The sequence below is a fragment of the Staphylococcus sp. HMSC056G08 genome (assembly GCF_001812305.1).
GTDB lineage: Bacteria > Bacillota > Bacilli > Staphylococcales > Staphylococcaceae > Staphylococcus > Staphylococcus simulans.
In genome coordinates, this window is record NZ_KV808502.1 from 1 (window position 1) to 12,908 (window position 12,908).

General features: G+C 33.3%; 16 protein-coding genes. 3 read left to right on the forward strand and 13 right to left on the reverse strand.

The window, feature by feature from the left end:
- Positions 1-63: 63 nt before the first annotated feature.
- From HMPREF2846_RS08935 to HMPREF2846_RS08990, 12 genes are all read right to left on the reverse strand, one after another.
- Positions 64-954 (reverse strand): phosphate acyltransferase, encoded by an 891-nt coding sequence (locus tag HMPREF2846_RS08935; RefSeq protein WP_070626478.1) that lies wholly within the window; start codon positions 952-954, stop codon positions 64-66.
- A gap of 27 nt (positions 955-981) precedes the next feature.
- Positions 982-2,658 (reverse strand): DNA repair protein RecN, encoded by a 1,677-nt coding sequence (gene recN, locus HMPREF2846_RS08940; protein ID WP_070626479.1) that lies wholly within the window; start codon positions 2,656-2,658, stop codon positions 982-984.
- 14 nt (positions 2,659-2,672) lie between these two features.
- A complete protein-coding gene (gene ahrC, locus HMPREF2846_RS08945) occupies positions 2,673-3,125 on the reverse strand; it encodes a transcriptional regulator AhrC/ArgR (protein ID WP_002481017.1) in 453 nt (150 codons plus the stop codon).
- Positions 3,126-3,303: 178 nt separating this feature from the next.
- Positions 3,304-4,179 (reverse strand): polyprenyl synthetase family protein, encoded by an 876-nt coding sequence (locus HMPREF2846_RS08950; RefSeq protein WP_002481018.1) that lies wholly within the window; start codon positions 4,177-4,179, stop codon positions 3,304-3,306.
- Positions 4,172-4,405: an exodeoxyribonuclease VII small subunit gene (locus HMPREF2846_RS08955; protein ID WP_002481019.1), complete on the reverse strand. Its 234-nt coding sequence runs from the start codon at positions 4,403-4,405 to the stop codon at positions 4,172-4,174. The genes HMPREF2846_RS08950 and HMPREF2846_RS08955 overlap by 8 nt, the downstream gene beginning before the upstream one ends.
- A complete protein-coding gene (gene xseA, locus HMPREF2846_RS08960; RefSeq protein WP_057510478.1) occupies positions 4,398-5,738 on the reverse strand; it encodes an exodeoxyribonuclease VII large subunit in 1,341 nt (446 codons plus the stop codon). The genes HMPREF2846_RS08955 and xseA overlap by 8 nt, the downstream gene beginning before the upstream one ends.
- A 15-nt stretch (positions 5,739-5,753) precedes the next feature.
- The gene (nusB, locus tag HMPREF2846_RS08965; RefSeq protein WP_002481021.1) at positions 5,754-6,143 is read right to left on the reverse strand and encodes a transcription antitermination factor NusB; all 390 of its coding nucleotides are present in this window, start codon (positions 6,141-6,143) and stop codon (positions 5,754-5,756) included.
- A gap of 20 nt (positions 6,144-6,163) precedes the next feature.
- Entirely contained in the window at positions 6,164-6,535 is a 372-nt protein-coding gene (locus tag HMPREF2846_RS08970; RefSeq protein WP_023015159.1) for an Asp23/Gls24 family envelope stress response protein, read from the reverse strand.
- 15 nt (positions 6,536-6,550) lie between these two features.
- A complete protein-coding gene (gene accC, locus HMPREF2846_RS08975; RefSeq protein ID WP_002481023.1) occupies positions 6,551-7,903 on the reverse strand; it encodes an acetyl-CoA carboxylase biotin carboxylase subunit in 1,353 nt (450 codons plus the stop codon).
- Between the two features lie 2 nt (positions 7,904-7,905).
- A complete protein-coding gene (gene accB, locus HMPREF2846_RS08980; RefSeq protein WP_002481024.1) occupies positions 7,906-8,379 on the reverse strand; it encodes an acetyl-CoA carboxylase biotin carboxyl carrier protein in 474 nt (157 codons plus the stop codon).
- Positions 8,380-8,591: 212 nt separating this feature from the next.
- On the reverse strand, positions 8,592-9,149 hold the full coding sequence (gene efp, locus HMPREF2846_RS08985; protein WP_002481025.1) for an elongation factor P: 558 nt from the start codon (positions 9,147-9,149) through the stop codon (positions 8,592-8,594).
- 27 nt (positions 9,150-9,176) lie between these two features.
- Positions 9,177-10,235, reverse strand: coding sequence for a M24 family metallopeptidase (locus HMPREF2846_RS08990; protein ID WP_057510476.1), 1,059 nt, complete (start codon positions 10,233-10,235; stop codon positions 9,177-9,179).
- A 244-nt stretch (positions 10,236-10,479) separates the two neighbouring features.
- Here HMPREF2846_RS08990 and HMPREF2846_RS08995 point away from each other — a divergent pair, with 244 nt between their 5' ends.
- Both HMPREF2846_RS08995 and HMPREF2846_RS14745 read left to right on the forward strand, forming a co-directional pair.
- Positions 10,480-11,067: a hypothetical protein gene (locus tag HMPREF2846_RS08995; RefSeq protein WP_070626480.1), complete on the forward strand. Its 588-nt coding sequence runs from the start codon at positions 10,480-10,482 to the stop codon at positions 11,065-11,067.
- A 26-nt stretch (positions 11,068-11,093) separates the two neighbouring features.
- Positions 11,094-11,306 (forward strand): SA1362 family protein, encoded by a 213-nt coding sequence (locus tag HMPREF2846_RS14745; RefSeq protein ID WP_057510475.1) that lies wholly within the window; start codon positions 11,094-11,096, stop codon positions 11,304-11,306.
- A gap of 49 nt (positions 11,307-11,355) precedes the next feature.
- Here the strand turns inward: HMPREF2846_RS14745 and HMPREF2846_RS09005 are convergent, their stop codons facing one another.
- Positions 11,356-12,186, reverse strand: a complete 831-nt coding sequence (locus HMPREF2846_RS09005; RefSeq protein WP_002481029.1) for a lipoate--protein ligase family protein — start codon at positions 12,184-12,186, stop codon at positions 11,356-11,358.
- 224 nt (positions 12,187-12,410) lie between these two features.
- Here HMPREF2846_RS09005 and HMPREF2846_RS09010 point away from each other — a divergent pair, with 224 nt between their 5' ends.
- Positions 12,411-12,797 carry a rhodanese-like domain-containing protein gene (locus HMPREF2846_RS09010; RefSeq protein ID WP_002481030.1) on the forward strand — a complete coding sequence of 129 codons (387 nt, stop codon included), beginning with the start codon at positions 12,411-12,413 and terminating at the stop codon, positions 12,795-12,797.
- The last annotated feature ends 111 nt before the right edge of the window (positions 12,798-12,908 follow it).

A 12,908-nucleotide genomic window follows, 5' to 3' on the forward strand; every position in this document is an offset into this window, starting at 1 on the left:
GCTCACCAGTCCTATTTGACAGAGAGCCTAAAAAGTTAGATTTCAATGGAATTTTTCATATGTCTATTTTAATGTATGCAGTGCCAAAATAGCTGAATTAATTTTGTTTTGTATAGAATCTGCTCGAGACGTTAAAACAATCGGGAATTTCGATCCTAAAATTAAATTAGCCGTTTGGGCATTTGCAAAATAAGTTAATGATTTATAGAGTGTGTTGCCGACGTCAAGATGTGGAACAATCAACGCGTCAACATCACCAGCGATTTCAGATTCAATACCCTTTTCAATTGCACTTTCTTTATCAATCGCGTTATCAAAGGCGAATGGTCCTTCAACCTTTAAAAAATTATGTTGTTTAAAGTGTGCGGCAATTTCTGCAGCATCTACTGATGAAGGAATTTTGGTTGTGGGATGCTCTAATGATGATAGTAATCCCACATTTAAACTTTTATAACCAATATTCTTTGCAAAGCTTTCAATATTTTCAATCATATGAATACGATCATCTATGCTAGGCTTTACATTTAAAGCAACATCACTAATGATTAACATTTTGTGATATGAAGGAATATCGAAACATGATACATGATTTAAGAAACGTCGTTCATCCATAAATGACTTATGTTTTAGTACAAAAGATAAGATTTCTGATGATGGTAAGTTACCCTTCATTAAAACATGAGTTTGTTCTGAGTTTAAATCATCTGCACACTTCTTAAGGACATCCTCACGCTCGTGAAATGTTCGTAAGTGTATACGACTTAATAAGTCCCCTTCTATATTAAAAGAACGTATTAATTCAGTTGGATCTTTAGTACCGTAGAGCGTAACATGGCATTTTGTTTGTTTAAGCAATTGTACAATCGCAGCTATTGTTTTCTCGTCATTCGCAAATAAAACACCAATGTTACCTTGTAACTCTTTAGTATTAGAGATCAATGTTTCGAATTCCATAGTTAATCTCCCCTCATTTCAAATAGATTACAGCGCATGATTTTGCTCTATCATTTCTTTAGCATTTTCTCTTGTCAATTTCGTCACATTAGCACCAGAAATCATTCGTGCAACTTCATCTATACGATTTTCTCCAGTTAATTCTTCAACATGTGTTGTTGTTCTATCATCTTGTGATGCTTTGCTGATTAGTAAGTGATGATCACTCATAGATGCTACTTGTGGTAAGTGTGAGATACATATAACTTGAATATATTCAGAAATTGCACGCATTTTTTCAGCCATTTTTTGAGCTGCAATACCAGAAACACCAGAATCAACTTCATCAAATAGTATAGCAGTTTGACCTCTAGATTTAACAAAAATACTTTTTAAAGCTAACATGATACGAGATAATTCTCCGCCCGAAGCAATTTTAGCCAAGCTTTTAAGTGGTTCCCCTTTGTTAGGGCTGATTAATATTTCTATTTTTTCTATACCCTCTGCATTCGGTTCATCTAAAGGTTTGAATGAGATTTCGAGATTGGCATCTTTCATTTGTAAATTTTGAATTTCTTCTACAATATGATCTCTTAGTTCACGCGCCACTTTTCTTCTTTCTTTTGAAAGCATTTGACCTTCTTTATTTAATTGTTCTTGTAACTGAGTAATCTCTTCTTTTAAGTTTGCTGTACTTTGCTCATAATTTTCTATTTTGTTAATCTCATCATCTAGTTTAGCTTGATACTGAATTAAACTAGAAATATCTTTACCGTATTTTCTTTTAAGATTATTTAGTAAATTCATACGAGATTCTAGTTCATTTAAATACTGTTCATCAAATTCTGTATTTGATAATTCATCATACAACTCATGCTTAGCATCCTCTAACGTATAGTAAAATTGGTCGACTTGCTCTTTAAGTTCGGTGAACTTTTTAGGAATAATTTCATCAATGTTCGCAAGTTGCAGACTCAATTCATATAAACGATCCGGGATAGCTTGTTCATCTGTTAAAGTTGCATGTGCAGCATTTAAAGCCAAACTTAAATTTTCAGAATTCTGAATGCGTTTAATATCAGCTTCAAGTTGTTCAACTTCGCCTTCTTGTAAATTGGCTTCAGATAGTTCATCAGCTTGGAACTTCATTAGATCTAACCTTTGTAATAAAGCTTGATCAGCAGATTCCAACTCATCGAGTTCACGTGTTTTATCTTTAAAAGTTTGATACGTATTTTGATATTGTTTTAAAATATCATCATATTTGCCATCTGAATATGAATCAATCAGTTGAAGATGGTACTTTTGTTTTAACAGTGATTGTGTCTCGTGTTGACCATGGATATCAAGTAATTCTTGCATAATTAAACGTAAATCATGCAATGTTACTGTTTGGTTATTTACTTTGCACAAACTTTTACCTGAACTGAAGATCTCCCTTTTAACGATTAAGAAATCTTCATCAGCATCAACTTCTAATTCGTTCAAGGTTCTAATCACTTCGGGATTATTATCAATATCAAAGATACCTTCTATGGTTGCTTTTTTTTCGCCATGACGAACAAAATCTGAAGATGCACGCATGCCTATAAGTTGTCCAATAGCATCGATGATAATAGATTTCCCTGAACCTGTTTCACCGCTTAATACGGTTAATCCGTTTCCAAAGTTAATTTCTAATTCATCAATGATAGCAAACTGTTTAATTGTTAGTGTTTGTAACATGGCTTATCGCTTCCTTATAACAAATTAAAAATACGTGTTTTGATAGCATTTGCAGCATCCTCATCGTGACAAATGAGTAAGCAAGTATCATCACCACAAATAGTGCCGAGTACTTCATCCCAATCAATTTGGTCTAAGATAGCACCGATTGATTGAGCATTACCTGGAAGTGTTTTTAATACTAATAAATTACCTGTACCCTCAATATTTACAAAGGAATCCATTAAATAACGTCCAAGTTTCTCTAACGGATGGTATTTTCTATCATTTGGCAAACTATAAATATATTGACCTGTCGGGGCAGGTACTTTGATTAACTGTAATTCTTTAATATCTCGTGAAACCGTTGCTTGTGTCACATTCAGATCAAATGAATTTAAACGTTTTACTAATTCATCTTGAGTTTCAACCTGCTCAGTGGATATGATTTCTCTAATTTTTATGTGTCTTACTGATTTTTTAGCCACTTTTCTTACACCTCAAATTACGAATATTTATGCATTCATAGTATCACATGTTCAAACAAAATGCTTTTATTTTCTTCTTATATCGCTTATTAATATCCAACAATAGTGCATATTTATAAAAGTTCATAAATAGAAATAAGCTAAGTCTAAATTGAATATTAGGACTCAGCTTATAATTTTAGTGATCACGTTTATAGAACAACTGTGTCAGACTTTCAAGCTCAGTTGTATCATATTGTTTATCAGATAATTGTTTCAAACATTGGTTCGCTTGCTCAACGTGATATTGAAGTCGTTGTTCTGTTTTTTCTAGACCAAGTAAAGTCACATAAGTGCTTTTATGATTTTTCTCATCGCTGCCAACAGGCTTACCTAATTTTTCAGCATCTCCATAGACATCGAGTAAATCATCTTTAATTTGGAAAATTAAACCTAAATGTTCACTATACGTATCAAGAATCTCGGATACTTCAGTATCAACTTTTGCGATTGTTGCTGCGGCATTGATTGCGAAAGACAGTAAAGCACCGGTTTTTTCACGATGGATTTGTTGTAAAGTCTCTAAAGATATTTTTTTATTTTCACTTTCCATATCTAATGTTTGTCCGCCAATCATACCTAAATGACCACTCGCATCAGAAAGTTGGGATGTTAAAGCTACTTTAGTTTCAGCATCAATTGCATTATCTGTGCTTATTAAGTTAAAAGCTTTTGTTAATAACGCATCCCCAGCTAATAATGCTTTCCACTCACCGTATACTTTATGATTTGTTAATTTGCCTCTACGATAATCGTCATCATCCATAGCAGGCAAATCATCATGTATGAGCGAGTATGTGTGCACCATTTCTAACGCTAATGCGGTACGAATACCCTTAGTGTAAGTATGGTTTTTAGACAGCATTTTTAAAGTTTCTAATAATAGGACTGGTCGTATACGTTTTCCTCCAGCTTCAAGAGAATAACGCATACTTTCTTCTAAATTAGTGCCAAGAGCTGAATCAGGAATTGTTTCTAGTAATTGTTGGTTGATTAGTTCAATCATTTTATTCATTTTCATTCTCAGCTGATGTCTCAGCTTGTTCTCCATCATTAGATTTCATGAGTTCATTTACTTTCTTTTCAGCATTTTTCAATGTTTCATCACAAGATGCTGAAAGCTTCATCCCTCTTTGATATAAGTCTAATGCTTCTTCCAAAGAAACTGTTTCATTATCTAATTTTTTTACGATGTTTTCTAACTCTTCCATCATATTTTCGAAACTTTGCTCATTACTCATCTTTATTGCACCTAACTTTCTTAACTATTGCATCAACTTCGCCATCTTTCATGGTTAAACTGATGTGGTCATTAGTTTTTAATGATTGCGTACTTGTAATAACTTGTTCATCTTTATTGACAATCGTGTAACCGCGCAACATTGTATTGGTTGGACTTAAATTATTTAAATTTTCTAATCGCTGTGCCAACATCGTTTTAGCATTACTCAAAATATTATTTATTGATTTGTTTAATACCTTATCAAGTTGAGATTTGTTTAAAATAGCTTGTTGCGTATGTTGTTTTAAATCTCTAACGTTTATGCGACTGTTTAGCAAATCAATACGTTGTCGTAAATGAGTCAAATGATTAGTCATCGCAAGACTTAGTTGTTTTTCTAATTCATCTCGTCGTTGGATTTGTTGATCATACAACAACGATGGCTGTTTAAATTTATAATAAGAAGCTACATGTTCTAAATGTTTTTTCTTATTATTAATTAATTGGACGATGTGTCTGGATAGACTTAACTCTATTTGTTTGATGTATTGTGTCAGCTCAACTTGATCAGGTGTTGCAATGACAGCAGCTTGAGTTGGTGTAGCAGCCCTTACATCAGCTACAAAATCGCTTAATGTGAAATCTGTTTCGTGACCTACTGCTGAGATAACAGGAGTTTGTGTATTAAAGATTGCTCGTACTACATCTTCTTCATTGAAATTCCATAAATCCTCAATAGATCCTCCACCACGTCCTAAAATGATGACATCTGCACCAAGAGTATCAGCATATTGTAATTTTTCTACAATATCATTTTTAGCTTGTTCGCCTTGAACTAATGTACTAATTTGAATTTGTTCTACTAATGGAAATCGACTGTTTATTGTAGAGTGAATATCTCGTATTGCTGCACCTGTACTCGCGGTAAGCACTGCAATTTTTTTAGGGAACTTAGGAATCGGCTTTTTGTGGCTCATATCAAATAAACCTTGCTTAGTTAAGGCCTTTTTAAGTTCTTCTAGACGTTGATATAAGTTGCCAATTCCGTCTAAATGCATTTTATTTACATAAATTTGATAATTCCCACGTCTTTCGTAAACACTTACGCGTGCTTCTATTAAAACTTCATCACCTTCTTTGGGTGTGAAATCTAGTTTATTAGCTTGTGCTTTAAACATCATAGCATTTACGACGCTATTATTATCTTTTAAATTAAAATATAAGTGACCGCTACTATGACGTTTAAAGTTAGATAATTCACCTTTTAATAAAACCGATTGCAGATGCGGATCTTGGTCGAATTTATATTTGATATATTTAGTTAAGGCTGTAACGCTTAAATAATCGGACATACTTATCACTCTATCCTATTGATTTAAATTACTTAATACACCGTTGATAAAACGATAATGGTCTTCGTCACTAAATTGCTTAGCAAGTTCAACAGCTTCGTTAATAACCACTTTTGGTGGTGTATCACTATGCTCTAGTTCAAAAGCTGCAATTCTTAAAATGATACGGTCTGATTTCAATAAACGAGAGATTTTCCAATCTTTTAAATTCTCTTGGATTTTTTGATCGAGTACAGGTTCATGATCTTTTACGCCTGATACTAACCAATGAATAAAATCGAATTCTAAATCTGGGTAATCATCTTTAATAAAATTAATGGCTTCATCTATAGATAAATCTGTATTCTTCATTTCAAGTTGAAACAGTGCTTGAAATGCTTGGCTTCTTGATTCTTTACGACTCATTGAGCGTGCTCCTTTGTAACTTATTTTTTGTTATTTTCAACTTCAATATGCGTAATATGAACGTTGACTTGTTTAGGAACTATAGTTGTCATATTGCTGAGGGAATTGAAAATTGTTTGTTGAATTTTCAATGCTGTTTGAGAGATGTTGATACCATACTTAAACTCACAGAATACATCTATATAAATTCCATCTTCTTTTGTTTCAAGTTTAATACCTTTAGTTAAATTTTTACGATTCAACTTTTCAGGTGAAGCATTTTTGATTTCAGCAAAGTGTCCAGTTAATCCATCTATTTCAGATGTTGCAATACTTGCAATTGAGATTAGTACTTCTGGAGAAATTTCTACTCTGCCTAAATGTGCATGTGTATCTTCGGATACTTTAACCATGTGAATGCCTCCTTCTTAATCTTCTTTCATAATATCATTTTGCTCTAAGAATTTAGTGCTATATTGTCCACTATTGAAAATTTCGTTTTCTAATAAACGAATATGGAATGGTATTGTTGTGTCTATGCCTAATACTAAGAACTCGCTTAAAGCACGTAGACCTGCCATAATTGTTTCTTCACGTGTAGGTTCATGCACAATTAATTTAGCAACCATAGAATCGTAATAAGGTGGAATAGTATAGTTTGTGTAACAAGCTGATTCTATTCTTACTCCGTAACCGCCTGGTGCTAAATATTGTGTGATTTTACCTGGTGATGGCATAAAGTTTTTATAAGGGTTTTCAGCGTTAATACGAAATTCCATTGCATGACCATTGATTTTAATATCATCTTGAGTGAAAGGCAATGGCTCACCCATAGCAACTAATAATTGTAATTTGACTAAATCAATCCCGGTTACCATTTCTGTAACAGGGTGTTCAACTTGAATCCTAGTATTCATCTCCATGAAGTAATATTCATCAGTATCTAAGTCATAAATATATTCAATTGTACCTGCATTTTCATAGTTTACTGCTTTAGCAGCTCTGATAGATGCTTGACCCATTTCATGTCTTTTTTCAGGAGTTAATATAGGTGACGGTGCTTCTTCGACAAGTTTTTGCATTCTTCGTTGAATTGTACAGTCACGTTCTCCTAACTGAATCACATTACCAAACTGGTCACCAATAATTTGGAATTCGATATGACGGAAATTCTCAATGAATTTTTCAAGATAAAGTCCGCCATTACCAAAGGCAGTTTCTGCTTCTTGTTGTGTCATTTTGTAGCCATTTTCTAATTCTTTTTCATCTCTAGCTACACGAATACCTTTACCACCACCGCCTGCAGTAGCTTTAATGATAACGGGATAACCGATTTCTTCCGCTGTTTTCTTAGCGTCTTCGATTGAATCTACTAGTCCGTCACTACCTGGAACAACTGGTACGTTTGCGTTAATCATTTCATCTTTGGCTACGTCTTTGATCCCCATCTTTTGAATAGATTCGTAACTTGGACCAACAAACTTAAGTTGACACGCTTCGCATAATTCTGCAAAATCCCCATTTTCTGCTAAGAATCCATACCCAGGATGAACTGCATCGCATCCAGTAGAAGTAGCAATAGATAAGATATTTGGAATGTTTAAATATGAATCTTTAGATTGTGTAGGCCCCACACAGTACGCTTCATCAGCAATTTGAGTATGTAGTGCTTCTTTATCCCCTTCAGAATAAATTGCAACTGTGTGTAACCCTAAGTCTTTACACGCTCTGATGATTCTAACGGCAATTTCACCGCGATTGGCAATTAAAACTTTTTTCATAATTATTTCACCTTAAATAACGGTTGGCCATACTCTACCATTTGTCCGTCTTCAACTAAGATTTCAGTAATTTCCCCGGAAACTTCTGCTTGAATCTCATTAAATAACTTCATAGCTTCTAAAATACATACTGTTGAATCGTTTGATACAGTATCCCCAACTTTTACATAAGCTTCTTCTTCTGGTGACGGTGATTTATAGAATGTTCCTACCATTGGTGCGTTAATTGTTTTCCCCTGATCAGCTTCTGAATTTGCAGCAGAAGAAGCTTCGCTGACAGCTGAATCATTTTGAACAGGTGCTGGCGCAGCTGCTTGTGCAGGGAAAGCTTGTTGAGAAATTTGTGGTGTAATGATTTCTCTTTCTTTCTCTTTCTTTAAATTAATGATACTTCCCTTGTTATCTTCTATATTAATTTCAGTAAGATTTGAATTATCTAGTATTTCAATTAATTCCTTGATTTCTTTAAAATTCATAGTACTGCTCCTTCAGATTGTTTTTACTCTTCTTGTATATTTTACTTGACTGAAATTATCAATTCAAGCATATCACTGTAACTTTAAACTTTCTCATCGTGTAATTTAACGATAATAAAATAAAAGAACCCCTTTCATTCATCGAATCCATCAGCATAAAATTGCTGATAATCATTAATGGATAGGATGTCAGAAAAGGGGTGATTTAAAATTTAGGCTCTTGAAACGTAACTGCCGTCGCCAGTGTTGATTACGAGAACGTCTCCTTCGTTAACGAATAAAGGTACGTTAAGCGTATATCCAGTCTCTACTGTAGCTGATTTAGTTGCACCAGTTGCAGTATCACCTTTAATACCAGGCTCAGTTTCTGTTACAGTAAGCTCAACAGTTTTTGGTAATTCTACACCAATCGTTTCGCCTTCATAAGTTTGGATTTGAACTTCCATGTTTGCTTTCAAGTATTTTAATGCTTCTTCTAAATAATCTCCAGGCAATTCAGTTTGTTCAAATGTTTGATTGTCCATAAATACATGAGTGTCACCATCTGCATATAAATATTGCATACGGTGGTTTTCAATCATTGCTTGTTCTACTTTTTCACCTGCGCGGAATGTTTTTTCTTGAATTGCGCCAGTTCTTAAGTTTCTTAATTTAGAGCGAACAAATGCTGAACCTTTACCTGGTTTTACATGTTGGAAATCAATAACTTTCCAAATACCATTATCAACAGATATTGTTAAACCTGTTTTAAAATCATTAACCGAAATCATTCAGTTTCCTCCTCATATACGCTTTCATTATAAAATAATAAGGTCTTTTGTGCATTTAGTAAAGACTTCATTACCATTTTCTGTGATTAAGATGTCATCTTCTATTCTGATGCCACCCAGTCCCTCTATATAGATACCCGGTTCTACCGTTACGCAATTATTTGGAACTAATACATAATCAGATTGTTTTGCAAGCATTGGTTGTTCATGAATTTCTAAACCAATACCATGACCTGTTGAATGTCCGAAATTATCTCCATAACCGTAACTTGCGATAATATCACGTGCGATAGCATCTGCCTCTTTACCTGTCATTCCTGCTTTAATTTGTGCGACTGCAGCTTTCTGTGCTTCTAATACAATATTATAAGCTTCTACTAGTTTAGGATCTGGTTGGCCGATTGCAAAAGTACGTGTGATATCAGATACATAACCATTATAATATGCACCAAAATCTAAAGTGATCAACTCGCCTTCTTCAATCACTTTATCGCTTGCTACACCGTGTGGTAAAGCACCTCGATATCCTGAAGCAACGATCGTGTCAAATGAAGGGCCGCTTGCTCCTAATTTTAACATTTTACTTTCTAATTCAGCTTTTAATTCTTGTTCAGTCATTCCTGCTTTTGCGATACTTAAAATATGTTCATACGTTTTGTCTACAATATCTGCAGCTTTTTGAATCGTATCAATTTCTGATTGATCTTTAATAGCTCTGATATCTTCAATTACATTACCAACACTTTGATATTCAACGTCTGAATCATTTAATTGTTGGAATGTATCATAGCTTACGATGTGCCCTTCAAATCCTGCATATTTCACTTGGTTTTGTTCGAGAACATCTTTAACTTCGTCAATTAAACCTGCAGAACGATTCACAATTTCAAATTCAGAAGCTTGATTTGTAGCTTGATCGATATAACGGAAATCCGTGATCAAGATGCGACGCTCAGGTGTAATTACTAATGCACCGCTCGTACCAGTAAACCCTGATAAATAACGGCGGTTGTAATCAGATAATACAACTAACGCATCTAAATTTTTTTCTGAAATAATTTGATTTACTTTTTCAATTCTAGACATACATACTCCTCCTATGTCATTCTTAATCATGTAATTTTATGGAGCTGTGATAGTGACTATATCACTTTTATTATAACCAAAGTTTATCACAAAGCGCATAGAACTATAAGCTTTTATACCTTATATCAAAGAAGAATTCCCAAAAAGTATAAGAAAATTAAAGTGCAAACTGAAATATAAGAATCTGAGAACTAAATATGATAAAATATTGCTATAATATTTGCTTTTGAATTAGGAGAAGGTTATGAAAAAGAAATTTATTTCGATTATTGGAGCAACGATTTTACTAACGGGCTGCGGGAGTCAAAACTTAGGTCCACTTGAACAAAAAACTACTAAATTAAGAGATGATAATCATCAATTAAAATTAGAAAACCAAGAACTAGAGCAAAATATCAGTGATTTAAAAGATAAAGAAAAACAACTCGGCGCTGATAAAAAGAATACTAAAGAAGCAGCACAAAATAGCATGAAAACCAAAAATGCTAACGCGACATCAGATTACTATCAAAAAGTGACTGATACATTAAAGGATTATCACAAAATTGATAGTGATGTCCAAAAGAATAAACGAAAAGAAGCTGTGGTCAGCAAACTCGATAAAATAGTCACTGATTTACAAAGTGCACATGATAAATACAAAATCGATCTTGAAAAAAGTAGTATGTCTGATAAAGATAAATCTGATAATAAAAACATTGAAGAACTTAATAATAAGTTGGTCAGTGCATTTAAAACTATCAGAGATGGTTACTCTACAAAAAGTGATAAGAAAATAAAACAAGGCCAACAAGAATTAGCACAAATTAAAGTTAGTAAAACTAATTCATAAAGCAAGAAGTATTGAAAGGTGAAAACATGCGTAAAGTATTATTTTATCTCATATTATTAATTGCGCTTATCGGGTTAATATTGAACTTAGATTCAATATTATTTTCCCTTGTAAGAACGATAATTAGCTTAGCTATTATCGCAGGTATTGCTTACTTACTGTATTTCTTCTTCTTTTTAACAAAAGATCAAAGGAAATATAAAATAGCAAAATGGAAATATAGAAACCGTCGTAAATAAAAATGAAATCCCCTGACCACCGTTTAAAAAGAGGTTCAGGGGATTTTACTTATTTTCTATAAGTCCACTCTTCAGATTTGTATTTTTCTGCAAGTTCTTTTACTTCAGCTTGTTGTTCTTTAGTAAGTTCTAATGGTTTAAAGTTAATATTCAACCCTTTTTGGAATCCTTTTTCAAATGCTACTTCCATTTCTTCAATCGAAATTGTTTTATCCGAAATATCATTTATCGCAACAGCTTTATCTACAAAAGCTTGCTTCATTTTATCTTTTAAGCGGTCATTTTTAAAGATAAACATATCAAATAAGTCATCAATATCAATATCTTTTAAAATAGAACCATGTTGAAGTATAACGCCTTTTTGTCTAGTTTGTGCGCTACCTGCAATTTTTCTTCCTTCTACGACGAGTTCATACCAGCTTGGAGCATCAAAGCAAACAGAACTTCTTGGTTGTTTCAATTTTTCTCTTTCTTCTTTACTTTTAGGAACAGCAAAATAAGCGTCGAAGCCTAATAACTTAAATCCCTCTAATAAACCTTGTGAAATGACTCTGTATGCTTCTGTAACTGTTTTAGGCATATTAGGATGAGACTCAGGAACGATTACGCTATATGTTAGTTCTTTATCGTGTAACACGCCTCTTCCACCTGTTTGTCGTCTTACTAAGCCATAGCCTTTTTCTTTGACCTTTTCAATATCAATTTCTTTCTTTAATCTTTGGAAATAACCAATAGAAAGCGTTGCTGGATCCCATGTATAAAATCTGATGACAGGATCGATTTCACCTCTGGATACAAAGTTTAATAAAGCTTCATCCATAGCCATATTATAAAATGGGTCATGGCTGCCCGAATTAATAAAATTCCATGTTTCTGTCAATTTTAAAATCTCCAATCACCTTGTATTTAACTATATGTATGTATATTACCATACATACAGCATATTTGATTAATATTCATGGCTGGATTTTCTTCAGTAAATATTAAATCTGATTTGCATTTTTGTACAAAATGAAATCTCGGTTCATTTCTGAGAAAAACTTTTTGATAAATGAGTGAAACAGTCTTATAATTGTAGTATCGGTAAATATAGGAGGAAGCAAGATGAATAGCTTTTGGATAATCATTTTAGCTGTTTTAGTTATTATTGCTGTATATATGTTAATCCAATTTTTCATCAATAAAAGAGCTGTAACAGAATTAGATCAAGAAGAATTCCATAAAGGTTTACGTAAAGCTCAAGTGATTGATGTAAGAGAAAAAGTTGACTATGATTATGGCCATATTATTGGTGCCAGAAACATTCCTATGACGCTTTTTAGTCAACGATTTAAAGGTCTAAGAAAGGATCAGCCTATTTATTTATGCGATGCCAATGGTGTAGCAAGTTATAGAGCAGCGCGTATTTTAAGAAAAAATGGATATAGAGATATCTACATGCTTAAAGGCGGTTACAAAAAATGGACCGGGAAAGTTAAATCAAAAAAATAGCATTATAATTAAAATGTAGCAGCGATGAATTGTCATTGCTGCTTTTTTCATGAAGAAAACCCTCGTTCATTAAAAACGGCTCTATACTATTTAGGACTGGTGATAATCACT

Coding starts and splice junctions, on each gene's coding strand:
- HMPREF2846_RS08935 (WP_070626478.1), bottom strand. CDS start 954: ATGGAATTCGAAACATTGATCTCTAATACTAAAGAGTTACAAGGTAAC.
- recN (WP_070626479.1), bottom strand. CDS start 2,658: ATGTTACAAACACTAACAATTAAACAGTTTGCTATCATTGATGAATTA.
- HMPREF2846_RS08950 (WP_002481018.1), bottom strand. CDS start 4,179: ATGAATAAAATGATTGAACTAATCAACCAACAATTACTAGAAACAATT.
- HMPREF2846_RS08955 (WP_002481019.1), bottom strand. CDS start 4,405: ATGAGTAATGAGCAAAGTTTCGAAAATATGATGGAAGAGTTAGAAAAC.
- xseA (WP_057510478.1), bottom strand. CDS start 5,738: ATGTCCGATTATTTAAGCGTTACAGCCTTAACTAAATATATCAAATAT.
- nusB (WP_002481021.1), bottom strand. CDS start 6,143: ATGAGTCGTAAAGAATCAAGAAGCCAAGCATTTCAAGCACTGTTTCAA.
- HMPREF2846_RS08970 (WP_023015159.1), bottom strand. CDS start 6,535: ATGGTTAAAGTATCCGAAGATACACATGCACATTTAGGCAGAGTAGAA.
- accC (WP_002481023.1), bottom strand. CDS start 7,903: ATGAAAAAAGTTTTAATTGCCAATCGCGGTGAAATTGCCGTTAGAATC.
- accB (WP_002481024.1), bottom strand. CDS start 8,379: ATGAATTTTAAAGAAATCAAGGAATTAATTGAAATACTAGATAATTCA.
- efp (WP_002481025.1), bottom strand. CDS start 9,149: ATGATTTCGGTTAATGATTTTAAAACAGGTTTAACAATATCTGTTGAT.
- HMPREF2846_RS08990 (WP_057510476.1), bottom strand. CDS start 10,235: ATGTCTAGAATTGAAAAAGTAAATCAAATTATTTCAGAAAAAAATTTA.
- HMPREF2846_RS08995 (WP_070626480.1), top strand. CDS start 10,480: ATGAAAAAGAAATTTATTTCGATTATTGGAGCAACGATTTTACTAACG.
- HMPREF2846_RS14745 (WP_057510475.1), top strand. CDS start 11,094: ATGCGTAAAGTATTATTTTATCTCATATTATTAATTGCGCTTATCGGG.
- HMPREF2846_RS09010 (WP_002481030.1), top strand. CDS start 12,411: ATGAATAGCTTTTGGATAATCATTTTAGCTGTTTTAGTTATTATTGCT.